Consider the following 26,625-nt stretch of genomic DNA (forward strand, 5'->3'; position numbering starts at 1 on the left):
GTTCGTTTGTGGACTCTTCAAGAATCCCCCGGCTTTTAGCCGTGGGGAGTATCAAAATTGTCTGCTTATCTGTGCTGATTGCTATTGATGTTACCGAATGATCATGACCTCTCAATTCAGCGAGTTGCTTGCCCTTGCTATCCCACAACCGCACTTTGCCATCATCACCACCACTGACAATTGTCCGTTTATCTGTACTTATTACTACTGAATTTACGTCACCCTGATGACCTCTCCATTCAGTGACTTGCTTGCCCTTGCTATCCCACAACCGCACTTTGCCATCATCACCACCACTGACAATTGTCTGACCGTCTGTACTTATTGCTACTAAGTTTACGGAACTGTTATGAATTCTGAAAATATTTTTCTCTCTACTATTTTGGACTGCACTGAATAAGCTGTCTTGTACTGATGAGGGTAATGATTGATTGGGGAAACTAAACAAAGGTGAGCGACTTTGTCCTACAAGATTAATTGCTGTTACCAAACTTGTTAAGGGATCTGCTGATAACAAACTTTTGGCTGCTAAAGCAGTTTGTTCTATTCGCCCTCTTTCTGAGCCTTGCCACTGGTAAATAGCAAAGCATGCTATTGTTGTTGTGAATACAAAACCTGTACTTAACGCCCCAATCCAAAGTTGTCGTTGCCGTTTTTGTTCTTTCTCCGCTTTAATAGCGGCTTGCTTCCTTGCCTCTTCTGCATCCACGGAGGCATAGAAAAATTCTAATTGCAGCGGTGTCATGTCGTTACCCGCTCGCTGGTGATAACGCTGCAGCAAATCCAAATCAGGAGGACGCCAAAGACTTCCCTCTTTGCGCTCATGTTCATCCCAAGCTTTTGCAGCTTCCTCTAAGCGACGCCCAAAGCGTATGTCACTGCGACTGCTGTCCAACCATTGATCCAACTGACGCCAGTGCTCAAACAGCGCTTCATGAGTCACTTCCGCTGTTTCGCCTGCTTCTGGAACAGAGGAGAGGGTAATTAAGCGCACATCACGGGCGGCAAATTTGCCAATCACTTGTTTGACTTGCTCTGGACTGTCTTTGTGTGAGACAAGCCCTGCAAACGCAGCACGGCGGCGGGTGTCCTTTGCCCCTTCTCCCAACTGTACCAATCCCAGAAAAATGCGTCGGGCAATTTCTTTTTCTTCAGGACTGAGGTTGTCAAAAATCCGTTGAGCTTCCCCAGCCAGCGCACCGCCAACTCCACCGATTTGTTTCAGCGTTACAGCAGGTTCAATTCCTTGGGTTAACCCTTCCCAAATTCTTGTGAGAGCAAACTGAAGCAAGGGCAATGCTCCCTCTCGTCCTTGGGCTTCCTGAACTAATAAATTCACCGTCGCCTCATCTAAAGGATGACCCGCCAGTTCTGCTGGCTTGGCTATAGCTTGCTGCAGTTCATCAGCAGTCATTGCTGGGATAATTAAGCCGAGTTGAGCAACAAGTTGATTCAGCACAGGATGCCTTTGGGTTTCGCCGAGAAAGTCACTGCGTAAGGTTACAATCACAGAAACACGGGCAGAGTGGTCAGCAGCAGCATCAACTAAATTTTCAATAAAAGCCTTGCGTTCATCAGCATTTTTGCACAGCGAGTAGACCTCCTCAAACTGATCCACCAGCACTACTAAGGAAGATTGGGCAATTTGAGGCAGCATATCAGCGATGCGCCGCAAACCATCGTATGCACCTGTCTTATTAATGCGCTGCAATTCATCAACAAACTCCCGTGTCTTCGCCACGGGGGTAAGGTCCTGTGTCGCCACCCGCGCCAAAACCCCAGCTAAAGCTTCCAAGGGATGCGCCCCAGGCACCAGTATCGTCACCTGCGCCTGCTTTTTTCCCGGAAGGGGTCGCCGCGCTAGTTCTGGAATTAATCCGGCGCGTGCTAGAGAAGACTTACCACTTCCCGATGGTCCTAAAATGGGGAGCAAGCGGATTTGAGATACATCCTCGTGAAGAGTGCGAAACACATTCCACAGTCGCGAAATCTGCGCTTCCCGACCAAAATAGCGCTCCGCATCCTCTTCATCAAACGCCAACAGACCTTTGTAAGGATTGGGACCAATGTTAGTTTCAACAGGCAATAATTCTGATTGAATTTGTTGAGCGGTGTGATATTGGTAAATGACAACCCTATTGCCATCCCCTGAAATAATCGCACTGCTGAGTGCATCTCGTTCAATTGCAATGCTGCGATTTTCTCCCCCAAAAGTGCTGTCACTCATCAATTTTGCTCCAATATCAATGCACTCCTGTTAAATTCCCAAACCAACGATACTTAGTAGCTTATGCCAGTTCTCTCCTAACCAAGCCGTTGTTTTGATTAAGTGAGGTTTAAGTTTTTCAACCACAGAAGCAAATCCCTCAGCTTTCTTGGCATAATCAAGCGCTCGGTCTAATGCCTTCCCCACCTCATCTTTATCCGGCTTGGGCTTGTTTACCTCTTCTGAGGCATCAGCAAAGGCATTCTCAATCTTGCGACGATCCGGACTTTCCAGCTTTGCCAGTGCTTCATGCAGCGCATTGAGTTCCGCTCGAATATCAACACTTTCAGGCGCAGGTAAACTCACTGGCTGAAATTGTATATTGGCAACGTTGCGATCGCCTGAAAGAATTGCGCTACCAGTGACACTACCTCCAATAGAAACAGAGCGATTTTGTCCAACCTTGAAATCATCGCTCCTAAAATCATCCCTAGCAGAAGATTTTGCAGACGCTACACTCTCGAAATTGGTTTGTGGTTGTGTTTGATAGTAACGTCGTCTGGCTTTGAGTACAGGGGTTTGTGACTCGGGAATTCCTTCTAGGTCAATAGAAGCGCAACCTAGTTCAAAACAATCGGAGTAAGTTCTTCCACCCTGTTTTGTCACTTTGGGAGAACCCAATCGCCCAAACGGTTACAGGGCTTTAATTTCCACTTTTTGTCTATAAATTTTAGTTTCTGGAGCGAAAATAAAGCCTCAAACCTTCATTAAATCAAAATCTCAGAATTTGGCTTCGATTATTGTTTTCCGAGAGTGACAAAATAGGGTTAGCTTCTATTATAAGTTTTCAAAATGACGGAGTTTAGTGAGTCAGGAAATTCCACACTATAAATATTACTATTATCAAGAGTATAGCCACTACTATGATTATACGTTGTTGCCGTTGTTTCCTTCGTCTAATGGTGAGTGTATCGCGCTCCAGTCTTACCTGTTCTTGTTCCGATTCAACTTCATTGTCGTTTTTTATTAGACCTCGCTTACGTAGAAATTTAAGAGCTGCTAGGCGTCCTGTTTTTAGTAAAAATTTCTTTTCGTGGTCGGCAAGACCAAAATCTACAGTTGAGATTGGTCGCGGATCAATTATAACGGTTTGAGTTTGGTATAATCTGAGCGCTTCAACATCAGAAGATTCCGTCCAAATCGACAGTAAATCACTAACTACCCATCCTTCCTTTCCTTGCCCTTCGTAATGCTCAGCACCTAAGTAAAGACCTACAAACTTTAAACCTGGATTATCACCTAGCAAAATTCTTACTGGATAATTGTTTTGCATACCACCATCAAACACTCTTAAACCGGCCTCTCTTTGAGGCACAAAAATAAAAGGAATTGACATACTACAACGAACAGCGTATGCAGCAGGTGTATTTTTAGACTCAGGATTGTAGGAATCAAATACAAGTGCATCCTTACCCCTACGGCTAGCATATATTGTCACTCGGTAAGGCAGATCACAAAGCTTAACAGGTCCTGGGCTGTTAAGCTTTTCTGCTAAGAGTTTATCAATCCAATCCGTAAATTTAACACCTGGAAAGAGTCCTCCATAAAAAATAAAATTTGTTGGCCACTGATACCATTTTGCATCAAGGAAATCACGGTAATTTTTTTCAGAAAGCAGACGTGTGAGTTCATCTAAAGTGAACCCAGCTCCAAGTAAAACAGCAGCAATTGCTCCTGCTGAAGTACCAATAAACCAATTAAAATTATAAGATTCTCTAAGAAGTTCTTTCAATGCACCAACATAAGCTAATCCTTTAACACCACCACCTTTCATTATAAGTGCCAGTGAACTATCAGCTTCCTTATTGGATGGAGATTTTTCGTTATAGTCTTTAAAAAAGAAAGTAAACCATTTTTCATATATTTTGTTAGAAAAACAAATTTCATAATTATTGTCTTTATAAATTATTTGTAGATTTTCAATTTTTTTTAATGCTTCTCTTATAGAAGGGATATCTATTGTTTTTCCATTGGTTAAATATCCATTATAAATATTTTTCACACTCATTTTTGTATACTTATTTATCTCATACAAAATCTCTAGTTCAACATTATTCAAACCATTTGTTAACATTGTGAAATGAGGATGAGATAAATCTTCAACTAAGGTTTTTAATTGAATTTCAAATAATTCTTGAATATTATATGTTGTTGAATTTGAAAAGAATACTGAAGAATTAGCTATCAAAGTCGTATATATCCATAGTTTTAAAATATATGGATTTCCACAAGTCTCTTCAGTAATAAGACGAATAATCTCATCTTCAATTTTTATAATATTACTGAACGGTTGTTGTATTAATTCTTTACAACTACTCCTCGAGATATTACGTAATATAAAAGTTTTTGTAAACGCCGATGCCAAAGTGGATGATGTACCTTTACTGAGTTCTGAAAGACTCTGAGATGTTGAAATTACAAAGACAAACTTGTTTAGCTCAGGATGAATAGCGCGTTCATCAATCACATTCCGAAGTTGATTATAAAAGATAGTTCTCTCTGTTGGTGTTAGTTCTTGTGTAGCTTGGAACTCATCAATAAATACAACAATGTACGGATTCTCCTCGAATTTTGTTTCAATAGCTCGCCCTAATTTTTTGAGAGAAGTATGTAATCTACATTCTTCAGAATTAATGTTTTCTACTTTTAACGCAGAGAATAGTTCCAGAATTAGATGATGTACAAACGTTTTACTATCATAGTTTTCAATACTCTGAAAAGAGATGTATGCACAACGTTGATTTCGTTCTAAACATAGTGCGCGAAGACAATGTAGAAGTGAAGTTTTCCCGGTTCTTCTAGAACCTTGGATAATAATACAGTCTCCGCTAAGGAGATAATCTATACCTTCCTTAAGTTCTTGTTCTCTTCCCTTAAGGTTTGTTGGTGTTGTAACAGGTTTAGCAGGATTAAAATATTCGAGTATTAATCTTTTTTGATGCTCATTCAATATCATTGCTATAATTATTAAAAATATCTTGTATCTCTTCTGGGTAAGATAAAATACTAATTAGCCATTCTTGAATTAGTTCCGCTGTTACTTCATATTTACCCCCGTTATCTTTCAAAAAACCATATCCAACAAGATTTTCTAATCCTTCTCTAATATCAGAAAAAGGAAAATCTCTACCAGATATTTGTTCAATGTCTTTTTTAATTTGAGCTATATCTGCTAATTTGTTATGGGCGTGAAAAGCAAGAATTGCTTTTTCTATACAACTTAACATATCCCACATGCGCTTCCGTTCAATAGGATCATATTTCATTAAATGCTTAATTTCAGCTAAAATTGGTTGTGATACCTTTCTATCAGAAATATCTTTGTCTTTAAGATTATGATATATCTTATCACCTAAGATTTGTAGATATGAAGGGAGGTTGCCAGTCCAGTGGAGACATTCTTGGATTATTCCATCTTCAAATCTGATGTCTTGATCTTCTGCTAAACGAAGTAATTTCTCTGAAGCTTGCGGTGTGAAGCGATTTAAGGAAATGTGCTTTACCATATTGTAAAGTGGAGATCTGTAATTAACTAAATCTTTTGTTATAAATGGACCAGAAGAAAATACAACACGGATTGAAGATTCTTGTTGCATCATAGCCCGCATTCGTTCTAAGAAAATAGAAAAATCATTTACTTCTTTTCCTACATCCATTTCATCTATAAGAAGTAATAGTCTTTCATCTTTAAGACTATTTTTTAGCTTCTTAAGCCTATCATCAGTCGTCTCTGAATCTTGAACGAAAAATTGTTTTCGTTCGGCTAATTCACACATAATATCCTTGACAAGTTGGTCGAAAAGTAAATTACCATCTGTTGTATTAAATTTCTGTAAAGAGATATATATTGGTAGGTAGCTTTCCGCTAATTCCTCCTTTAACTGATACAAAACAGAGGTTTTTCCAATCCGACGTGGACCAAAAATTAAAAAATGTTGCTTATAAATTTCCTCACGTATATGTTGTAATTCAGTCTCGCGACCAACAAAATGTGCGCTAAAAGCGGGTTGACCTGGAACAAATGGATTTGTCCGGTTGGACGAAACATAAATAGGTTTACCAAAATTACCATTAATTTTATAGCTGATTGCTATTTGTTTCGCTACAAGTGGTTTCACGAAGTAAAGAAATTCATATTCTTCACCTGCTTTGTATGTTTTATATGTATTATTTTCTTGAATTTCTATTTCAGCAGATGACTGTATATTCATCTCTATATCTGGTATCTCGGTACTAGTAATGTTAGTAACAACAAATTTTAGTTGTTGCCTTTCATTGTGCTTTAGCCCAAATCTAGGTTTAGGTATTACAGAGAAAAAACTGTGCCATTTAATATTTTTAATAGATTTTTCTAAAGAATTTGCAACAATTTTCAATGATGAATTAAGAGAGGTTTCCTTGTGAATCTGTGATTGAATTTGTTTTACCTTTTTATAAAATGGAACGATATACTTGCCATATTCAGCACTATCAGGATCTGTACTGTTTATTTCTATAGCATCATCAACAAGACCTGCTGTTGAAATTGATTCTGGAACTTGCCTCAAAATTGATTGAAGTCCTTTAATACTTACTTTTCCTTCCTCAAAAAGACTGTAACTTGTTAATATTAATAATTCTTGAGCAGTACCCAAATTCCACAAAATTGGTATTGCATCCTGTAAAAGGTTTTCTAATTCAATTGCAACGAGCCCTTCGTTAAATGCTCTTTGAATCACATCCAGATTATCTACATTCTCATATCCCAGCCCATCATAAAATCCTTGAGCGAATACAATCGCTGCTCTGTCCTCAATTGGCTGGTTCATGCCAATTACATAATTAATATGTTTGCTAATTGCTTGTCCTGGAGAGGCTGAATAACAAGCATTCAGTAACACACACTTAACATAATCACTATGCAGCCTAAACAATGCTGCTAGTCCTGTTGGTAATACAGGTTTATGGTTTCCAAAATCATCCTCTAATACTAAACTACCATCCTCCATGCCATGTCCACAGAAATGCACAATTTGAGGACGTTCTTCTGCGAGCGCTCTGCGAATATCTTGAGGACGTACAGCAGTTCTAATTTTTATTTCAAATAAATCTCGTCGGACTGCCCGTTTGATAGTTTCTTCTACTTTTCGAATTTCTTTATCTAAACGCAAGTCCTGGGAAAGCGCTGCTAATAGTAAAATTTTCCGGTGTTGGGGTGTATTAAGCGATGAAGTTTGGGGTGTTTCCCCTGCGAATAATTCTTGTGCAATTGCTTGTAAAAGCGGATTTCCAGAATTCTCGTTATATGAAACACGAATGAGTTCTTCAAGCCATCCCTGAGATTCTGCTGTTTGTATTATGTTGAAAACAATGTTTTGTAAGCTGCTGTCTCTAGTAATTTCCTTTAGGTTTTTGTCTAATTCAAAATATAACAGCCGTTCAAGCAATGATATACTTGGAAAAGCACTGATTAAAGCGAGTTCTAGTTGTTTACGCTGTTGACGTGATAAACTCATATTTATCGATTCCCAATATTTTTAATACGAGTTGACAATTGTTGCGGCTGATACTTTAAACCCCATGACTATTTAGTTATTTTGTAAGGATTCAGGTCTAAAGTTAAGGTATTAAAGATGGTGCTTGCATATTAGAATTGACCATTGCTTTTATAGCTCGCTCAAAAAATTCAATGACAGAACGTCCTTGGCGACGGCAAGTTTTTATAACGGTCAATAAATTGGCAGTGTCTTGGAAGCGCTCCATTAAGCGGGAACCGCCACTGACTTTATCCAGGGCTGATAGTCTTTCCCACTACCCTGACCAGGATCTTCCTTACAGTAACACTCAAACTTGGCTTGCGTCCAATCTTGCTTACGTCTAGCCATAAAAACTCCTGTAGATGCTTCTGTATGCAGCTACCGGTAAATTATACAACTTTTTTATATATTGTATAACTTTTTTATTTGTTATACGACTTTTTTATTCCTCCACAAAATCTTTTTTAGCTTGAAGCGGAAGAAGCCCCACACTGTACCTGTACTCAGGGAGCGTGTTGGGATGAATTCCGGGCTGCGGACGAATTGACCAACGAGCGATAGTGAACGCAGTTCACTATCGCTCGTTGGTCGATGAGGAATTGCCTATCTCTGGAGTCGGTAACGAGTCAATGAAGTCTTCAAGTATTTGGGTCATAGTCTTGTCTTTCCAAGCTGAATATAGCCGCAACTTATTTAATCTGCGTTCTGATATCCTCAAATTTAATGCTTTATTCTTCATAACTGCCTACACAACGCCTTTGCATTTATGTTATCATAGCTGCAAGAAGGAGGTGATAAACAAATGAGGACTGCATATCAATACAAACTACGACCAACCAAGAAACAAACAGCAAGTATAGACAGATGGCTGTCCATGCTTTGCGCTCAATATAACTACTTGTTGGCTGACAGATTTGATTGGTATGAGCAAAATCGTTGCCAAATCAACGCTTGTCCTCTTGTTTGTCATATTCCAGAATTACGCGACAACCCAGATTATTACAGTCAAAAGAAAACTCTACCAAACCTCAAAAAGACTCATCCTCATTATGGTGATATTCATTCACAGGTTTTGCAGGATGTATGTAGTCGCGTTAAGTTAACATTTGACCGTTTTTTAAGTGGAGATAGCAACGGTAATAGAAGCGGTAGACCTCGCTTTAAATCTCGCGACCGTTACCGGACTTTTACCTATCCACAAATGAAAGATGATTGCATTCAAAGTAACTTAATCAACCTACCAAAACTAGGTCAAATTAAGATTGTTTTGCATCGTCCGATACCTGATGGATTCAAGGTAAAAACTGCGTCTGTTACTAAGAAGGCTGATGGTTACTATTGTACCGTTAGTCTTGAAGATGCAACAATTCCTACTGTTAAACCAGATATTAATCCCGAATCAATAACAGGAATTGATATGGGTTTAAAGGAGTTTTTAACAACTTCTGATGGTGAACCTGTTGGAATTCCTCAACACTACCGCAAAGCTCAAAAACGTCTGCGAGTTATTCAAAAGCGGGTATCGCGTCGTAAAAAAGGCAGCAACCGTAGACATAAATCTGTTAAGCAACTGGCTAAACAGCATAAGAAAGTTGCTGACAAACGTAAAGATTTCCATTTCAAAACAGCAAAACAACTGCTATCAAAATATGACGTTGTTGTTCATGAAGACCTCAACGTTAAAGGACTTTCAAGAACGCGGCTAGCTAAATCTATGCATGATGCTGGATGGTCAAGCTTCCTATCAATACTTACAAACAAAGCCGAAAATGCTGGTTTGCTAGTAATAGCTGTAAATCCTAAGAACACGTCTCAAGATTGCTCTAGTTGTGGTGCAAAAGTTCCTAAAAAGCTGCATGAAAGATGGCATTCTTGCCAGTGTGGTCTGAGCCTCGGTCGTGACCACAATGCAGCGATAAATATAAGAAATAGAGCGGTAGGGCATTCCGTTCTTAAAGCTCAGAGCCTCCGCGCGCAATAGCCGGATTGTCTGAGAAGCCCACACCGTAATCTATGATTCGGTGTGGGAGTATGTCACCTGAAATTATATTATTCCACCGTTACAGACTTCGCCAAATTCCTTGGCTGATCGACATCCAAACCACGACGCGCCGCAATATGATAAGCCAGCAATTGCAGAGGAATCACCGTGAGAATTGGAGAAAGCAATTCATCGACTTTTGATACCGGGATAAGATCGTTAAAGATTTCCGCTGCTTCCCCATCGTTAACTGGAGTCACACCAATTAACCGAGAATCACGGGCTTTTGCCTCTTGGGCGTTAGAAATGACTTTTTCGTAGACACTTCCAGGCATAGCGATCGCCACGACTGGCACTTTTGCATCCAACAAAGCAATAGGTCCATGCTTCATTTCGCCAGCGGGATATCCCTCTGCATGAATATAACTGATTTCCTTTAATTTCAACGCTCCTTCTAAGGCTATGGGGTAATTAATTCCCCTTCCCAAAAAGATGAAATCTTTAGTTTCTGCAAACTCATGAGCCAACTGCTCTATATAATGCTCTTGTTTTTCCAAAGTTGCTTCAATTTCACCTGGAATTTGCCGCAACCCGTTAATAATCTCCTGTAATCTTGTTGGCGGAATAGTCTGACGAAGATACGCTAAATCCAAAGCCAAAGCGTAAAACGCCATCAGTTGGGCGATAAAAGTTTTCGTCGCCGCGACTCCAATTTCAATTCCCGCCAAAGTATTGATAATATGAAATATCATTTGACCTAGGGTGCTTTCTGGGCGATTGGTAATCCCCAGCAGCCGCGCCTGATACTTAGGTTCTTTACCCTGGCGACGTTCTTTTTCCATCGTCAAAGCTGCTAGCGTATCAGCTGTTTCACCTGATTGAGTCACGCCAATCGTTAGCGTATTAGGTGTCAGGGGTGGCGGTGCATAGCGAAACTCCGAAGCGTAATGCACCTGCGTAGGAATTCCCGCCAGCTGTTGGAGTAAGTATTGCCCTACGACTCCGGCGTGCCAACTGGTACCACAGGCGATGATTTGAATTTGTTCTAAGTCACCGTAAATATCCGCCGATAAACCAAGCTTCACCGGAGAATTGGTAGAATCACCTACATTCCAATCAGGATTGAAGTAAGCATCTAAACAAGCTCGTACAACTCCCGGTTGCTCGTAGATTTCCTTGAGCATGAAGTGCTTGAATCCCTGCTTTTCCACCATCATGGGATTCAAGTTGAGCAGGCGGGGCTGTTTCTTCAACCTTTCACCAGCAAAGTTGTAAATCTCAACACCCAAAGGTGTCAGACGTGCTAATTCTCCGTTGTCTAGGGGTAATACCGCACGGGTGTAAGCAATAATCGCTGGTGTGTCGGAGGCGCAGAAAAATTCCCCTTGCCCAAAACCAATGACTATGGGTGCTTGTTGTCGAACGACGATGAGTTCGTCGGGGTAGTCAGCACTGATCAGTGCGATCGCAAACGCCCCTCTGAGTTTATTAACAGTATGGCGAACAGCCTCAAGGAAGAGAGAGGGGGAAAAAGGAACAACAGAAGCGGGGGAGTGCTTGAAAAACTCAGCTATCAGGTGGGGAATAACTTCAACATCTGTATCTGAGCGAAACTGGTATCCTTTCTGTTTCAGTTCCTCGCGCAACTCACTGTAGTTTTCAATAATCCCATTTACAACCACTGCTATTCGCATAGCTGCATCCATATGTGGATGGGCATTGTACTCTTCTGGCTTACCATGAGTTGCCCAGCGAGTGTGACCAATACCAATTTGAGCGTGGGTTTCTACTTGTTCTAGCTTAGAACGCAGGTTGTGAAGTTTGCCTTTTGCCCGGACACAATTAACTTCACCTTCCCAGATCGTGGCGATTCCCGCTGAATCGTAGCCGCGATACTCTAGTTTTTCCAGCCCGGATAGCAAAATTTCTGTTGCCGTTTGAGTGCCAATATAGCCAACAATCCCGCACATGGATCACACCACTTTCTTTATAGAATTAATAAACCCAGTATAGTTGCTAACACAAAGGTAGTATTTTGGCACAGAAGAACAACTTTGCCCTAACAACGAAAGTCCCCACTACACGAAGAAAGCCCGCACTAGCGGGCTAGGAGATGCAATCTTGGAGAACACTGCATGTCTGTTTTCTGGCTCTTGAGTTCAGAGTTCTTTCTTGCTCAATGTTGCAATTTATTTCAAACTTTTAGATTAAGGTAATAATTGTGCAGGCTGGACATTACCCACCATTGGGATAAATGGTAGAAAATGCCCAGCCTGCAATCCTAAAAGCGCTTGCTATCGAGATAATTAACTGCGATCCGAAGGAAAAATTAGTAAGCCAGACCCATACTGCGAGTCGTTTCAGATCCCAAGTAAACCCGGATGCTTAAAAAGTCGGTAGGACAAGCTGTTTCACACCGCTTGCAGCCCACGCAGTCTTCTGTACGGGGTGAAGAGGCAATTTGTTGGGCTTTGCAGCCATCCCAAGGAACCATCTCCAGTACGTCAGTGGGGCATGCGCGGACGCATTGTGTGCAGCCGATGCAGGTATCGTAGATTTTTACGGTATGAGACATTGAAAAAAATCTCCTTTCAGAGTATTCTTCTGGTGCGAAAGAATTATAATCAAGGCTTAGTTTACCGCAGTGGCTTATCGTCCGTAATTAAAAGGCTACATAACTTCAAAGAATGTAATAAGCACCTTTAAATTGCCGTAAAGCTTTTGAGTCTTTAAATAACAGGTGTAAAGTTACCTAAATCTTTCCTGGAACTAGATTTCAGCCTTTTTAATTTTGAGTTTTGCATAACATCTACGATTTACACCTGTTTCAATCGGTTGTACTCCACCTATTTCCAAATTTTTCGTTGGATTATAGAGATGTATGAATCAAAAGTCAATAAGAAAAACCATTGGGGGCATTCAATATAATACCTATTTGTTGACAGCCTTTTCCAGAAATCACAATGCACTTTCAATGACTTAGATTTTTAACAAAGTATTAATTAATGTAAATAATATTAGTAAAGTTTTGGATGATAGCCGTTTTCAATAGAGTTGTTTGTAGGGGCACAGCAATGCTCTGCCCCTACGTGTAGTGTATGTAACTGAAAACCGCGATAATCAAATGCGCGATCGCACTCTTTAAAACAAGCAACAAAACTTTACCAAAAAATTGGGTTTAAAGCGCCGTCCTAGAAGGACGGCTTTATTGAGGAATTGTGTCAAGTATGCCAGAATGTATATGGCAATGCGGTAATACGCCTAGATAGCCAATGTTGGTAGCTCGCCATCCACAATGCTCAGCTACGTGCGACATACTGTGGGAATGAGAAATAAAAAAAATTGAATAAATCCTTTTAAACACGGTCGGGCAGTCCGTGTGCGCTTGTGGACGTATCCAAACGGGGATATTTGAATGCTTGCATTCGGATATCTAGGGAGGACGGATGAAGCAAGAATCCTCGTACCTTTAGGTCGAGGAGTGTCAAGTAGAAGAATTTTCCGTGTGCCTGTTTTGATGAGTTTTTCAAGGTTTGAGAAAAGCGATCGCCTCTTGGAATGGTGTACTTTGCGCGATCGCACTCTCACCGATAAAAGGGCGATCGCCTTTCACTTGTTGACAAAATCACTTGATAGCGGATTGTAACATAGATAGCGGTTTTCGTTTGGATGCAGTACGCTTTGACCTCACCCCTAACCCCTCCCCGCGCGCGGGGAGGGGCGGTTTTGGCGTAAGCCAAAGCCGGGGTGGGGTTCCGAGCGTATAACAACGAAGTGAGAAGCGCTATATAACTGATCAACCCTACCCATCCGTTGCCACCAATTCCCACAACACATCAATTCCACTGCCTACATATTCTGAATCTTGGTGCTGCGAAACCCATTCGACGACAGTAGTAGCAACATCGCCGGAGTTTTTGCCCAAGTTGCCCAAGGCAGATGCTGCAAACACACGCACCGAAGAATCCTCATCCGCGAGTCGTCCCAGGAGTGCATTCACCACCTGCTCTGAAGCATTGCCCAAGTTGCCCAAGGCAGATGCTGCAAACACACGCACCGAAGAATCCTTATCCGCCAGTCGTCCCAGGAGTGCATTCACCACCTGCTCTGAAGCATTGCCCAAGTTGCCCAAGGCAGATGCTGCATACCCACGCACCGAAGAATCCTTATCCGCGAGTCGTCCCAGGAGTGCATTCACCACCTGCTCTGAAGCATTGCCCAACTTGCCCAAGGCATCTGCTGCATACCCACGCACCCAAGAATCCTCATCCGCCAGTCGTCCCAGGAGTGCATTCACCACCTGCTCTGAAGCATTGCCCAACTTGCCCAAGGCAGCTGCTGCATTCCCACGCACCCAAGAATCCTCATCCGCCAGTCGTCCCAGGAGTGCATTCACCACCTGCTCTGAAGCATTGCCCAACTTGCCCAAGGCAGATGCTGCATTCCCACGCACCCAAGAATCCTCATCCGCCAGTCGTCCCAGGAGTGCATTCACCACCTGCTCTGAAGCATTGCCCAACTTGCCCAAGGCATCTGCTGCATTCCGACGCACCGAAGAATCCTCATCCGCCAGTCGCGCTATGAGTATTTTTATAACTTCTTCTTTTTCCCCCAAAGCTACACGATATTTTTGCAACCGCTTTTCATCAATGTGTTGCGCTGAATCTTTCAACAGTTGCAGTGCTTGCGCTTCAAACCTACTTTCATTCAAACTGGAAAAGCTTTTAAAAACCTGCTCGCGGATTTTTGCACCCACCCGCCCATCGTCACTAATTTCCAGGTTAACTAATTGCTGCAAAATCTGTTGCGCTACACTTTCATCTTGCACTTCTAAATCTTCTGCTAAACAACTGGCAGCAAAGAAAAGGTTACGGTGCACCCATTGTTCATAAAGCGTATCTTGCTCCAGAATATGGTTGAGGAATTTTGCAGTTTTCTTCCGGTGTTGTTGAGCGATGAGTAACAGCAACACTTCACGCCAGTGGGGGTTATGGAGATATTTTTCAATATGCTCCAACACCACCTCATCACCATCGCCTTCCTGTCTATCCTTAATTTCCTGTGCTGCCAAATATTCCTGAAATGTCTTATGTACAAAGGCGTAACAGTCTTGCCCTTGTTCATTCAATAAACCTGCACGTTCCTGAATATGTGCTACAAAGCGTTCTGCTTCTTTTTCTGCTTGATGTGGTTTAATAGATTTTTCTTCAGCGATGAATTGCTTTAATTGCTTAATCAGTTCCTCTTTATCAATCAGCGTACCGCCTTCTTTATCCCCCGTACCCCCTTGAGTATGAATCCAGTAAGCTAGTTGTTGCATCAACCGTTCAATATCATCGTGATGGAGATATTCACAAGGCAATTTATAATTAAGTTCCTTACCAGCATCCCAATTCGTTAATAAAGTCTTCACTGCACGGTCATAAAGTTTGTGTCGCTGTCTGGGCAGATACGCTTCATAGCGATGAATCAGGGCAATAATAGTAAGTAGCAGTGGGTTGCGGGCTAATTCTTTGATGCGCTTTTGTTCTGCTAAAGCCTGACGTAAACTTTCCTGCCGACTTTGTGATTCTTCTGGATCTTCAAAGCGGCTTTCGTACCACTTTTTGACAAATATTTCAATTTTGGTATCGTCAAACGACTCCAGCGCATAACGGGGAAACTCTTCTGCGCGGAAAAAGGCCCTCTTATACCCTGCTGGACGAGATGTAATGATTGTTCTATTTTGCGGATATTGACTCAAGAAAGCTTCAATCTGATTGACTATTTCATCCCGCTTTGCCTTGTTTGCAACCTCATCTAAACCATCAAGTAAAATTAACGCTCGTCCATCATCCAGCCAATACTCAAAAAAACCTGTTGGCAGTTCTTTAACCTGTAAATTGCCGGTAGCGAACTGTCTAATATAATCTAAAATACTCAGATGCTCTGCACGTTTGGCTAAATCCCGAATTTTAATGATAATTGGCAGTAAATCTGTCTCTGCTGCTAAACCAAGAATTTCTGGTTGTTTCTGCGCAAGCATTACAGCAAAATAACTCAACAAAGTTGTCTTACCAGAACCCGGTGCGCCCAAAAGGACAAATTTTTGAGATGTGCTTTCAGTCAACAATTTTTGTGCTGAAAAGTTTTTCCCAGTGCTTTTTTCAAGTCTTCCTATTTGTCTTTGCTGTTGCAGTAATTCTGCTTGACGTTTGCTGATGCCTGATGCTTCTAAATTCGCATCTAAGAATACGAAATCTTTTTCATCTGTCAAATTTCGCTCTCTCATGTCTTCTACCACATCAGGCATCACAAAAATTTGTGGTAACTGAGCAGATTTATCTACCTCTTGTCCTTCAACAGCAATACCTGCAAACTTGACATCATCAAAGTAATTTGCTATCTGCTTGAGATAGGCTTCTTTAGTTATTTTAAACCTTAAATAGGCATTCGTGACTTCAAAATAATTTTTAACAAAGATATCAAGCCAAGGTTTAATAAGAGATTCATTAATATTTTGTTTTATTTTAGGATGTTCTTCTAATGACTTCTTAAAAACCTCAAGAAAATAGTCTACTTGGGGAGTTCCTTGATTTTTGAATGGTTTTTGTAACTCTTCTACCGCATCTTTAAAGACGCTATCTAGAAATTTAGGAATATATCTTGGTTCACAACGCCAAAACAGTTTCACTTGGTCATCGGCTTTTGCGACACAAGTTTTCAAAGCTTTATCTAAATCTTGTTGTTTTAACTGAGTGTTGACTCCGCCAAGCACCGCCTCGGCTATTTTGACTGTCATCCACTCTCCCAACCAAGGTGCGATGATGCCTGCCACTAATTCCAAGCTCATGTTTTTGCATACCTCGTTTTGAAATCTATTATGGCTTACTCGTAGGTAGTGCAGGGAAAGGCATCAGGGCTATTTTAAAAGTGTAAACTTATATTAAGAAGTACATAATCTTCTTGACCCCACCCCTAACACTTCCACCAGGGAAGGAAAGAAAAATACTCCCCCTCTCTGCTTGGCGCAGAGGGGGTTGGGGGGTGAGGTTCCAAGCGACTGCTAGAAAACCAGAGAAAACAGTAGAGGCTGTATAAATGTGTACTTACAAAAAGCTCTTTTTTACAAAATATTAGCAAATCACTAACTCTAACATAAATTACGTGAGTTCGCACAGGCAGGTGCGCTACCATCCTATTAATGTAAATCACATTACAAAAGTTTATGGAACCAAATTCTTTACCAACCGAGGTGATTCTGACGAACTCGCGTCAGTCCCTCGGCAGTGTTCAACTTGACTGGACACCACAACCCGGAAATTACCTTGATCTTGAAGGGAAAACCTACGCAGTTTTAGAGCGCCGCCACCGCTATCAACTTAAGGCAGGGCGTTACCTTTTGCAAAAAATTGCTTTATATGTACAATCTGCTACACGACCAAGTGAAAAAAGTCTTGTAGGAGGGCGCTGGGTAATCGGCGATGCCAGTTGCCGCTACAATGCTTGTTCAGAAATGATTCGTTGCGCGGTTAACCCAGATGGACCATGTCAGACTTGCCGCTACTACGAAAAAAGAAAGTCTGAAGAATGAAGAATGAAGTCATTGGGTGTCATGAATTTTTTTCCTTTATCCTTCATACTTCATCCTTACTCAAATGCCTCTCCTACTGCTAAACGCGAACCATTAACAAAGTCCCATCCCGACTGGGGACGTTTGCCAGCACTTTGAACTTCTCGCAATAGCAATAAACCCTCTCCAGTTTGGACAATTGCTCCCATCCCCTTGACGATGCTTACAACTTGCCCTGGGCTACCTGATAAGGTTGACAAATTAGGTAATTTATGAGTTATTTCTTTGATTTCAGATGGTAGCTCATCACCGTAAGCATCATCAAGGGGAGCAGTGGCAGTGATTTTCAGCGGTTGGTTGCGAAAGCTGGCATTACAGTCTGGATAAAAGCCTCTGATTTGATTGTGTAATTGTATGGCACTCTTTGACCAATCCAATTGATAATCCTCTTTCTTAATTAAAGGCGCATAAGTCGCTTGAGAATTATCTTGAGGAATTGGCTTAATTTCTTGATGTTCTAGCTTCAACAAAGTCTCTACCAACAAATCTCCACCCATAACTGCAAGTTTTTCTGCCAAATCATGGGCATTATCAAGTAATTTTATCGGTGTAGTAGCCGTCAGCAGCATTGCACCAGTATCCATTCCTGCATCCATTAACATTGTGGTGATACCAGTTTCAGTCTCGCCGTTATACAAACACCACTGAATGGGAGCGGCACCTCGATACTTTGGTAAAATTGAGCCATGCACATTAATGCAACCTAATTTAGGCATATCTAAAATTTCTTGAGAGAGAATTTGCCCATAGGCAACGACAACAAACACATCTGCGTCTGATTCTTTGAGTTTCGTTAAAGTTTCAGCGTCTTTTTTCACCCGGTGAGGTTGCCATACAGGCAAGTTAGCAGAGGTGGCGACGACTTTTACTGGTGAGGGTATCAGTTGATTTCCGCGTCCTCGACGTTTATCCGGCTGTGTAACAACTGCCAAGACATCAAATTCTGGATGATTCAGTAGTTTTTCCAGAGTCGGTACAGCAAAACTAGGAGTGCCAAAGAATACGATTTTCATAATACTGAAGAGTCAATAGACTTCTTGCACGAATACCATCAAGTGAATATAGCCTTTTCTGAAGCAATATATCCAGAACCAAGATTCTCCCTCAGATGCCTTAACCCAGCAGGCTCCCTAACTCCGCCCATGCAAAGCATGGACGAAGAATGCGCAGTAGATGATTGTTGAATTGAATGCAATACAGCAAGATTGTAGAGGTACAGCAATGCTCATACGTGTCAACTGAAGCTGAAAACCAATATAGAACAAGCTCTTAGAGATTGCCTCGTTCCCAGCCTCAGGCTGGGAATGCAGCTTTGGGAGGCTCTGCCTTGCTTATTTGCGTTACTAGTACAGCATGGCGTAAATAAACCTACCATTCAAAATATCCAGAAACCTTGTATTTCAAGCTTTTTGAATGCGTGAATTTTGAATGCGTGAATTCCAAGGGAGCGGTACTAGCCGCTTAAACCGCATTTCCAGGTTCTACCTGGAAACGAGATTTTAGAAGGGTTTTGGTTTAAGTTGACACCAATGAGCAATGCTGTGCCCCTATCGGTGATTGGTACACACTCGGGGAACCACAGCAAGGCAGTGTTTCGGCAACCCCCCACACAAGTGTCCATTTCTCACAAATCAAATAGCACAGCTAGAGTGACAAATTTGTTGCATTTTCGTGAAATAAAACGCTAGGTGGAGTTATAATGAACTCGCTGGAATTTTAGCCAGCATTAACCGCATCTGCTTCAGCCAAGCTTAAGTGTTTGGCAATGACGGATGAACAGGCTCCGCTACTCTCTGTTGAAGCCGCACTTCCGGGTGTATGCGTCTACGCATTTCATCTAGTTTCGATATATTTCCCGGAACGGGTGCATTTGTAGCTGAGTTTCCAAACCAGTGGTGTGTTCCTGTATTTGTTGCAACTGGTTATGCAGTTGGTGCAGTTCAACTTAGAATATTTTCCATTGACTAAATGTCAGTGGTAATATTTGACTCGGCTCAGTTGCAAAGTAACGCCTGCAAATTTTTCTAGTCACGCCATAGTTGTACCGTTATTGGTATCTGCGCTGTGGTAGAAGCATTGCTTGCCTCTTGTAGCAGTCATTCCAGTGATACAGGGAATATCCTTGTAACTATGCCTGCATTTTGGTGTGATTGGGTATTAGTAGCGGCATTTTCTGTCACGTAGTTATTTCTGTGTGAGGCTCAAATACCATACTCGTATCTTCTCCTAAAAGCCTGTAGCGACAATGCGTACTAAAGAATACTCATTTTTGTAAAAGTATGCGAAATTTGAGTAAATTCTTTCGTTAAAACTGGAGTTCCTTGTTATACATATAAAATAGCCTGCCCCATTGCTGTATAGGCACAGCTCCTCGCACAGCAACCGCCCTCTAGAGAGTCAACAAATGCTTAAACACCTTATGTTGTCTGGATGGTTCCGCGTGCAACCATTCCTTAAGTACTTTATTTTTGTGATGTTGATTGCGCCCTTAGTGGCGGCATCAGCTCACACGAGTTCAGCAAAACAAACACAAGCAGCTAGAATGCCTTCTGTAGCAACAGAATCTGAGTCTGTGTCAAAGCAAACGGCTGGTGTTGACCAAGCAAATTTCATTTCAGTATCAAAAGCAACGCAAATCAATTCCTCTACAAAAAAATCTCACTTTGTACCATTTTCCGTAGCTGCGGTTCCCCAATCGCAAATACAAACAGATAAAATGAACGTCTGGGCTGTAGAAGCTGTAGAAGAAGATGGTTCTGCCTCAGTCGAAATGCCTAATAATGATCCATTGGTAGCAGTTGAACTAGCGCCACCGATGAAAGAATCTAACTCGGCGTCGAACGAGATGGCAGCTAGTCAACATGATTTAGTGCAGCGATTAAAAGCCTCTAAACTTCAAGCCTTGGTAGTAAATAATGGCTCGGCATCAAGGGAAGTGCTTGCTGGTGCAACATTGGAAGCGGCTAAAATTGACTATCAGAAAGAATCGCAACGAAAGCCAACAGCAGTAACGGTTGTAGAACAAGCACCCCAAGAAGCTCAAGCAGTACAGCAAGACCCAATCGGCAGCCCTCATGCTATTCCGTGGGTATGGATACAGGCGACTCAAGAGGCGATCGCTTCCAAAGCAGGTTCTGGAGTGCGTTACTACCGCAGCGTGCCTGTCATTTCTCCGGATGGTAGATATGCAATGTACAGCCGCGTGAAACTAGAAGTTAAACCACAAATGTACAACAGCCAGGTCACCAGCGTTCTGTTTGTAGAAGATAGGCAAACTAAGCGGTTACACGTGGTCACCTCAACTGCTCCGATGAATGATCCTTTGTTAAAAGTTCAGGTCTCTTCGGCAAACGGTGATGCACAAGGAACTATTGCGGTTTTAGTTCCGGTAAGCTGGTCACAAAAGGGCGATCGCTTTTTAGCACGCAAATTTGAAGGGGCAATGAATACTTCTGATGCTACAGATCATGCAGTGATTTGGGATCGCGAACAAAACCGTTCCGAGAGTGTCACTCCTTCACAAGAAGAAAACAAGCATGAAATTGCTGTATTGTTAGGCTGGAGTAAAACTCAACCTGATCAAGTATTGTTCCGTGCTGGCGAATTAGGTGAAGAACAATGGCCCTTGCTAACAGTTGGTTATGATGGCAAGACTGTAGCTGCCACAAATGCAGATCAGGCTGTAACCTATGGTCAAAGAGTTAAAGAGGTTTGGGCAGGTCCACAAGTCGCTTACAGATAATTTCCATCGCTGATAGGGATTCGTACGAATACTGCTTGGATAAGCTGATTTCTTAACCGACAAACTCTGTAGAGACGCGCTGGTTGAAGCGTCTCTACAGGGGCTGAAAATTCCACCGAGAACCTAAAATCCGAGTAGTATTGGGATTCGTACATATTAGATCCTGGGGCTATCACTTACTCGGTCTTTGTTCAATAACCGAACGGACAGTTGCTTTAACAGTTACCAGTTATCAGTTATCAGTGAGCCAGCGCTATGCAGGAGGGTCTCCCGCTCTCACGGCGACTGCCGTTCGTCGTTCGCGTAGCGTGTCCGTTCGCCCTTGGCGTGCCGCAGGCATAGGACATAGACGTGCCGAAGGCATACCCGAAGGGTTATCAGTTTCATCCTCCGGGGGAAACACCACACCAAGAGCACAGAAAGCGTTGGTGGTGAGCCACTGCGGTCTTGGGGTTTCCCCAAGTAGAGCAAGTGGCGAACCCGGAGGGCGGGTTTAAATCTCCCACCAGGCCGCTGCCGTCACTGTTCACTGTTCACTGTTTTAAGGTCAAGAAACTCGCCACAGCGCTGTCCTCCACTTTCCAATGGCGCAGGGAAACCCGGCACACAAGTGCCCTCGCGAATATAGCGGTTCGGGGGTTGAGTGCAATACATTAAGAAATAAGAACCACAGATGGACACAGATGGACACAGATAAATCTGTACTTCATCCAAACGAGAAGCGCTATAAAAACCGCAATAACATTTGTCCGGTTGCTCATAATTAGGAGTATTTAATAGTGGTTTTGCCTCTGACGGGACGAGATCTTAACCACAGACTCATTCGCCACTCGTACAGAATTCATAAAAAATTCTGACTCCTGAGTTCTGAGTTCTGAGTTCTTCTTTATAAAACTATTTAGATTTCTCGCTACTGCCTACCTCAGGTGTATCTTCTTGAGTTTCTTTGACTCGACGGATGGGCAAATTAGCAATTAAAGCTGTCGTCCGTTGATTGCTTTCTAAGGTAAATTCTAAGCCATCTGTCTCAACTTCCACGTAACGACACACAATTTCCAAGATTTCTTGCCGCATCTTTTCCACCATCTGAGGGCTTAAGTCAGCGCGATCATGGGCAATCACTAATTGCAGACGACGTTTGACTTGAGTGCGACTGTTGTCAGCACCGCGAAAAAAAATTCGTTCTAAAAGTTCAAGAATCATTGCAGATCGGTGGGAGGAGACGGGATGAAGTTAAATGATTTTTGTCCACAACAATCTTCTAAGACGGGCGAAGATGTTGTCACCAGATGAATCTAGCTCAAGAAAATCGACCGTTTCCCCTTCCAATCTACGGGCAATGTTCTCAAAAGCTGTAGCAGCTAAAGAAGGATTTTCTGCTAACACTAAAGGTTCGCCGCGATTGGTAGAGACAATAACCCGTTCATCGTCAGGGACGACCCCAATCAAAGGAATTGCAAGAAGTTCCTGAACATCTTGAACTGACATCATATCATTTGCCCGTACCATTGCAGGTCTGATACGGTTAATAATGAGATGAATACGTTTAATGCCTTGTGCTTCGAGTAAGCCAACGACGCGATCGGCATCACGGACTGAGGCAATTTCTGGAGTGGTGACAATCAGGGCTTCTTTTGCTGGGGCGATCGCGTTTTTAAAGCCCATTTCAATTCCCGCTGGGCTATCAACCAAAACATATTGATACTTCTGCGCCAGTGCATTCACCAATAACTTCATTTGGTCAGGAGTGACGGCATCTTTGGTGCGATTTTGCGCCGCAGGTAGCAAGACGAGATTGGGCTGGCGCTTATCCTTCACCAAAGCTTGTTCTAAGCGACACTCTCTAGCCAGGACTTCAACCGCCGTATAGACGATGCGGTTTTCTAGCCCTAGCAGTAAATCCAAATTTCTCAGACCAAAATCCGCATCAATCAAAGCCACTTGATGCCCCATTTTGGCTAATGCCATCCCTAAATTTGCCGTAACCGTGGTTTTCCCCACCCCTCCTTTGCCGGAGGTCGTAACAATAATGCGAGTCATGAGAGAAACGAGCTCGATTAGTGATTAGAAAATATACAATAAAATCAACGCTAAAGTATCAAGTATGAAATGAAAGCTCAAGTATAAAGTATGAAGTGAAAATTATGGTATTTCATCGTTCATTCTTTATCCTTTGTTTTATCCTTCATCCTTGCTTGCATTCATCCTGCTTAATTGAATTTTAGAAAAATCAGTCACCCTAGCGATGCGAATTCCTTGGGTTGCAATGTATGCTACCTCAGGATGAAACTGCATCGGGGAGTTTTCTGGTGCCCTAGCTACAGCATCAGCAATTCGCAATTGGGTTGGTTCCATTTGCAAAGCCATAATCAGGCAATCGCGATTTCCAAGGGCACCTGCATGAGCAATTCCACGTAGACGACCCCAAACTAAAATATCTCCATCTGCAACTACGATACCACCAGGATTTAAGTCCCCTAAGAGAATAACATGACCGGGGTGGCGAATTTCCTCTCCAGAACGCAACGTCTTCTCTAGATACAAAGGTTCTGCAAGCGGGGGGTAAGCAGGTTTGGATTCAGAACCAAGCGTTGTTTGTCGCGGTACTTGTTCTACAGAATAGCCAGATGTGACAGCAGCGATCGCAGTTTGGCGACGACTGGTAGAAACCGATTTGAGTTGAATTTGAAATTGATTCAAACTTTCCGCGAGTTCTTGAAGCTGTCTGGTGTCCAGCAGGCGATCTTGCGCTATCAGATGCACGGCTGTATTGCGTGAAAAAGAGCGATCGCAAGCTAAAAGCCGCAGCTTCATCTGTTGCCAAATCTCAGTCCAACTGTATTCCGAGGCAGGCAATTGAGATTCTGTTGGTAAAATTAATAAAAGTTTTCCTTCCTGAGTTTTGAGTTGAACTTGGATATTGGGATTTACCGTATGTTCTAATGACGGTGATTCAGTCAATTCTACATTTACAACGGCTGGATTGGACTCTATATCAGGAACAGCGGAATTTGACTGAACATCTGGAAGGTGAGGATTGGACTCTGTACCGGATAAAACAGGATTTGCCTCAACATCGGGATGGTAAGAATTTGATTCGATGTCGGGATGGTAGGAATTTACCTCAACATCCGGATGGTATGAATCTGACTTTAAGTAAAGCAAAACAGAATTTACCTCTGCTTCAGGGAGGACAGGATTTTCCTCTGCTTGTGAAGTTGACTTTACATCAGAAAGGGCAGAGATTGCCTCCTCATCAGAGAAGGCTTTTTTTGACTCTAAATCAGGGATAGTAGAATCAGAAGTCATGTAACACTTGCCAAAATACGGAAAACGAGCAATTACCTATACTAGATTAGTCCCTGTGTACAACAGCGTTCTTAAAAATTTACATTTCTCATGCTGTATTTGTACTTAGTCTTTTGTAAACTATTGCCAACGCATCAGCATCGCCGACGTTCCCTGGAAACAGCACCACTGGCAAATTAGGAAACTGAGGATGGTCTGATGCAGTTGTCACCATTGAACAACCGGCTAAAATTTGACCGAGTAAACGTGCTGAAGTTAGTTCCAAACCAGTGCTTAAAACATCGTTGGAAGTAATGCCACCCTTACTAATTAAGAATCCTATATCTGATGGTAAACCCCGCACGATATCCATCAATAAGCCTGAAACTTTTTCCCCAAACTGTAACCTTGTCTCGGCATCCTTAAAAGTAAGTTCCTTACGGCTTGTGTAAACCACTGGTGTTTTAAGAGCATCATGTGCCGCACGAACATGATCTAAAACCTCGGTTAGCAGTGTAGCAGATTCATTTGCGACATCATCAACTAACCGCGAGACATCGACTTCGACTCCAACAGTTCCCTCTTGTTGCAACAGCACCTCTAACTGCTGAGTTGTCTTTTTGACATGGGAACCAACAATCACTGCACCTGGTTTACCTCCTCGCACATACTGTGCCATATTTTCTGGGGCAATAGGTTGAGGAGGTAACGCTGCTAAAGCCGATAAGATACTGGCTGCACTGCGAAACAAAAAGCGTTTTCCCTGACTGACTGCTGCAAGCACATCTTGTGCAAAGCGGTTGAGATCTGCTTGAGTTTCAGCATCGACAACAGCGCACTGGTTCCCACTGAGTTTCATCAGTCGTTGCAGACTACCAGCACGAATATCCGCCAGTAAAAATCTTTCTACCGACTCAGAACTGATACGTCCTTGTGTTTTTTCTTCGACATATTTAGGTAAGTAGCTGTGATGATAACCAAAGACTGAATCACGGGCAAACTCGGTTTCATGCACGGGAGTGGTGGCATCATCACTCATCAAATAATGCACGCTGTCCTTAGTGATACGTCCGCCTTCAAAAAACGCTGGTACGAGAAAATGAGCATCAAACGGACCGAGTTCTTCAGCAATGACATCGGTTTCAATTGGGTAATGTCCTCGTAAAGTCGAATCAGAACGACTGACAATGAGAAACCCGTCTTTTTTAGCTGCTTGTAGGGATGAAGCATCTCCCTCATCTCCTCCCCCTACTCCAAATATCACTTGTTTCAGGTTATGGCAAACTTCTCTGGTAATAGATGCTGCTTTTTCTGGGGGTAGCGCTCTTGTATTTGTTAGCACAAAGAAAATTGGTGAATCATCCTGCAACCCCAAGCGTAAGGTGTCCACATCCCAATGCATAAGCAGCAAGCAACTGTGGACTGTTTGAGAACCCGTAGGGTCATCATCTAAGACAATTATTTTTGGTTTGTTGGTCATTTTTAAGTCAATGGGACGACTGTATTTTTCTTATTTGTGCTTGCACATCAAGAGCAATCTGCAATGATTGATTTAGCAGTTGAGCATACTCGCCTGAAACAGGGCTAAGTTGCAGACTTTGCAATTTTGTTAAATTATTGACAAGTAACTCTTCGTTATTAGTCTGTAACTTTTTATTATCTCTTAAAATTCGTTCTGTTTTCAAAGCGCGAACTAAATCTTCTCTTATAAGTTGCAGAGCAGCTACAACTTTTTCTCTATCGGTTATACTAGTTTCGGTGTTTTCAGATGTTGGTAGTTGGTCATGAATATCTATCGCTTTGATCACAGCATGATATTGATCAACTTCATCTAACAGTGTTGTCAGTGTTTTGGGACAGGTTAAACGCTGCCAAAACCAGCGTCCAACTATGACAGCAAGTGGCACGCTTATAACTAAAATGATTCCTAGCAGAATTGAGGAACCAATTGTTGGCAGAATAATAAATCCATAAATTAACCCGACAATGATTGGAGTCAGTGCGACTGCCACAACCATCTCATTCATAAAAAAACTCAATCGCTTGTCGCGATTTTTGATAATAGAAGGTCGGAAGACATTATCTGGGTCTAACCCAATCAGGCGTCTCAGTTCTCCTTTCGTCATTTCCAGGCTTAATAAATCTGGCTGCAATGGATACTCCTATGAAAGCGCGAGTAACGTCTCTTTGATATGTTAATACTATGTACTCATTGAACCT

At 42.2% G+C, this 26,625-nt stretch carries 21 protein-coding genes and 1 pseudogene; 6 read left to right on the forward strand and 16 right to left on the reverse strand.

The window, feature by feature from the left end; genetic code table 11:
- From AACT52_RS21230 to AACT52_RS21260, 7 genes and pseudogenes are all read right to left on the reverse strand, one after another.
- The coding region (locus AACT52_RS21230; RefSeq protein WP_073633247.1) for an NACHT and WD repeat domain-containing protein at nt 1-2,227 on the reverse strand (2,227 nt) is incomplete at its 3' end.
- A 30-nt stretch (nt 2,228-2,257) separates the two neighbouring features.
- Nucleotides 2,258-2,872 carry a hypothetical protein gene (locus AACT52_RS21235; protein WP_233154039.1) on the reverse strand — a complete coding sequence of 205 codons (615 nt, stop codon included), beginning with the start codon at nt 2,870-2,872 and terminating at the stop codon, nt 2,258-2,260.
- A 196-nt stretch (nt 2,873-3,068) separates the two neighbouring features.
- A complete protein-coding gene (locus tag AACT52_RS21240) occupies nt 3,069-5,222 on the reverse strand; it encodes a patatin-like phospholipase family protein (protein ID WP_073633248.1) in 2,154 nt (717 codons plus the stop codon).
- The gene (locus tag AACT52_RS21245) at nt 5,209-7,761 is read right to left on the reverse strand and encodes an effector-associated domain EAD1-containing protein (RefSeq protein WP_073633249.1); all 2,553 of its coding nucleotides are present in this window, start codon (nt 7,759-7,761) and stop codon (nt 5,209-5,211) included. The genes AACT52_RS21240 and AACT52_RS21245 overlap by 14 nt, the downstream gene beginning before the upstream one ends.
- Nucleotides 7,762-7,864: 103 nt before the next feature.
- Nucleotides 7,865-8,032 (reverse strand): annotated as a pseudogene (locus tag AACT52_RS21250) (IS66 family transposase); the annotation flags it as partial.
- On the reverse strand, nt 8,008-8,130 hold the full coding sequence (locus AACT52_RS21255; protein ID WP_272937114.1) for a hypothetical protein: 123 nt from the start codon (nt 8,128-8,130) through the stop codon (nt 8,008-8,010). The pseudogene AACT52_RS21250 and the gene AACT52_RS21255, both read right to left, overlap by 25 nt.
- A gap of 226 nt (nt 8,131-8,356) precedes the next feature.
- The gene (locus tag AACT52_RS21260; protein WP_198940971.1) at nt 8,357-8,521 is read right to left on the reverse strand and encodes a hypothetical protein; all 165 of its coding nucleotides are present in this window, start codon (nt 8,519-8,521) and stop codon (nt 8,357-8,359) included.
- 63 nt (nt 8,522-8,584) lie between these two features.
- Between AACT52_RS21260 and AACT52_RS21265 the strand changes: the two genes are divergently transcribed.
- On the forward strand, nt 8,585-9,763 hold the full coding sequence (locus tag AACT52_RS21265) for an RNA-guided endonuclease InsQ/TnpB family protein (RefSeq protein WP_143172841.1): 1,179 nt from the start codon (nt 8,585-8,587) through the stop codon (nt 9,761-9,763).
- 68 nt (nt 9,764-9,831) lie between these two features.
- Here the strand turns inward: AACT52_RS21265 and glmS are convergent, their stop codons facing one another.
- Together glmS and psaC are read right to left on the reverse strand one after the other, a co-directional pair.
- On the reverse strand, nt 9,832-11,733 hold the full coding sequence (gene glmS, locus AACT52_RS21270; RefSeq protein WP_073633250.1) for a glutamine--fructose-6-phosphate transaminase (isomerizing): 1,902 nt from the start codon (nt 11,731-11,733) through the stop codon (nt 9,832-9,834).
- Between the two features lie 359 nt (nt 11,734-12,092).
- The gene (gene psaC, locus AACT52_RS21275; protein ID WP_071838288.1) at nt 12,093-12,338 is read right to left on the reverse strand and encodes a photosystem I iron-sulfur center protein PsaC; all 246 of its coding nucleotides are present in this window, start codon (nt 12,336-12,338) and stop codon (nt 12,093-12,095) included.
- Between the two features lie 840 nt (nt 12,339-13,178).
- Here psaC and AACT52_RS21280 point away from each other — a divergent pair.
- Nucleotides 13,179-13,409 (forward strand): hypothetical protein, encoded by a 231-nt coding sequence (locus tag AACT52_RS21280; protein ID WP_143172842.1) that lies wholly within the window; start codon nt 13,179-13,181, stop codon nt 13,407-13,409.
- A gap of 156 nt (nt 13,410-13,565) precedes the next feature.
- On the opposite strand, the gene AACT52_RS21285 is transcribed toward AACT52_RS21280, so the two are convergent.
- Complete coding sequence (locus AACT52_RS21285; RefSeq protein WP_073633251.1) at nt 13,566-16,595, reverse strand: sister chromatid cohesion protein PDS5; 3,030 nt, start codon at nt 16,593-16,595, stop codon at nt 13,566-13,568.
- Nucleotides 16,596-16,970: 375 nt separating this feature from the next.
- On the opposite strand from AACT52_RS21285, the gene AACT52_RS21290 reads away from it, so the two are divergent.
- On the forward strand, nt 16,971-17,336 hold the full coding sequence (locus tag AACT52_RS21290) for a DUF6464 family protein (RefSeq protein ID WP_198940972.1): 366 nt from the start codon (nt 16,971-16,973) through the stop codon (nt 17,334-17,336).
- A 56-nt stretch (nt 17,337-17,392) separates the two neighbouring features.
- Here the strand turns inward: AACT52_RS21290 and fmt are convergent, their stop codons facing one another.
- A complete protein-coding gene (fmt, locus tag AACT52_RS21295) occupies nt 17,393-18,388 on the reverse strand; it encodes a methionyl-tRNA formyltransferase (RefSeq protein ID WP_073633253.1) in 996 nt (331 codons plus the stop codon).
- 805 nt (nt 18,389-19,193) lie between these two features.
- On the opposite strand from fmt, the gene AACT52_RS21300 reads away from it, so the two are divergent.
- The 3 genes from AACT52_RS21300 (at nt 19,194) to AACT52_RS21310 (ending at nt 21,614) form a co-directional block, all read left to right on the forward strand.
- A complete protein-coding gene (locus AACT52_RS21300) occupies nt 19,194-19,343 on the forward strand; it encodes a hypothetical protein (RefSeq protein WP_158054722.1) in 150 nt (49 codons plus the stop codon).
- A 436-nt stretch (nt 19,344-19,779) separates the two neighbouring features.
- Nucleotides 19,780-21,117: a hypothetical protein gene (locus AACT52_RS21305; protein WP_073633254.1), complete on the forward strand. Its 1,338-nt coding sequence runs from the start codon at nt 19,780-19,782 to the stop codon at nt 21,115-21,117.
- A 242-nt stretch (nt 21,118-21,359) separates the two neighbouring features.
- Entirely contained in the window at nt 21,360-21,614 is a 255-nt protein-coding gene (locus AACT52_RS21310; protein WP_143172843.1) for a hypothetical protein, read from the forward strand.
- A gap of 397 nt (nt 21,615-22,011) precedes the next feature.
- On the opposite strand, the gene minE is transcribed toward AACT52_RS21310, so the two are convergent.
- The 5 genes from minE to AACT52_RS21335 all read right to left on the reverse strand — a co-directional run bounded on the left by minE (nt 22,012) and on the right by AACT52_RS21335 (nt 26,558).
- On the reverse strand, nt 22,012-22,320 hold the full coding sequence (minE, locus tag AACT52_RS21315) for a cell division topological specificity factor MinE (protein WP_073633255.1): 309 nt from the start codon (nt 22,318-22,320) through the stop codon (nt 22,012-22,014).
- A 30-nt stretch (nt 22,321-22,350) separates the two neighbouring features.
- Nucleotides 22,351-23,157 (reverse strand): septum site-determining protein MinD, encoded by an 807-nt coding sequence (gene minD, locus AACT52_RS21320; RefSeq protein ID WP_073633256.1) that lies wholly within the window; start codon nt 23,155-23,157, stop codon nt 22,351-22,353.
- 138 nt (nt 23,158-23,295) lie between these two features.
- Nucleotides 23,296-24,426 carry a septum site-determining protein MinC gene (gene minC / locus AACT52_RS21325; RefSeq protein ID WP_073633257.1) on the reverse strand — a complete coding sequence of 377 codons (1,131 nt, stop codon included), beginning with the start codon at nt 24,424-24,426 and terminating at the stop codon, nt 23,296-23,298.
- 88 nt (nt 24,427-24,514) lie between these two features.
- The gene (locus tag AACT52_RS21330) at nt 24,515-25,885 is read right to left on the reverse strand and encodes a four-carbon acid sugar kinase family protein (protein WP_073633258.1); all 1,371 of its coding nucleotides are present in this window, start codon (nt 25,883-25,885) and stop codon (nt 24,515-24,517) included.
- Nucleotides 25,886-25,892: 7 nt separating this feature from the next.
- Nucleotides 25,893-26,558 (reverse strand): hypothetical protein, encoded by a 666-nt coding sequence (locus AACT52_RS21335; RefSeq protein ID WP_073633259.1) that lies wholly within the window; start codon nt 26,556-26,558, stop codon nt 25,893-25,895.
- Nucleotides 26,559-26,625: the final 67 nt, after the last annotated feature.

The organism is Scytonema sp. HK-05, assembly GCF_963872035.1.
Classification (GTDB): Bacteria; Cyanobacteriota; Cyanobacteriia; order Cyanobacteriales; family Nostocaceae; genus Kalymmatonema.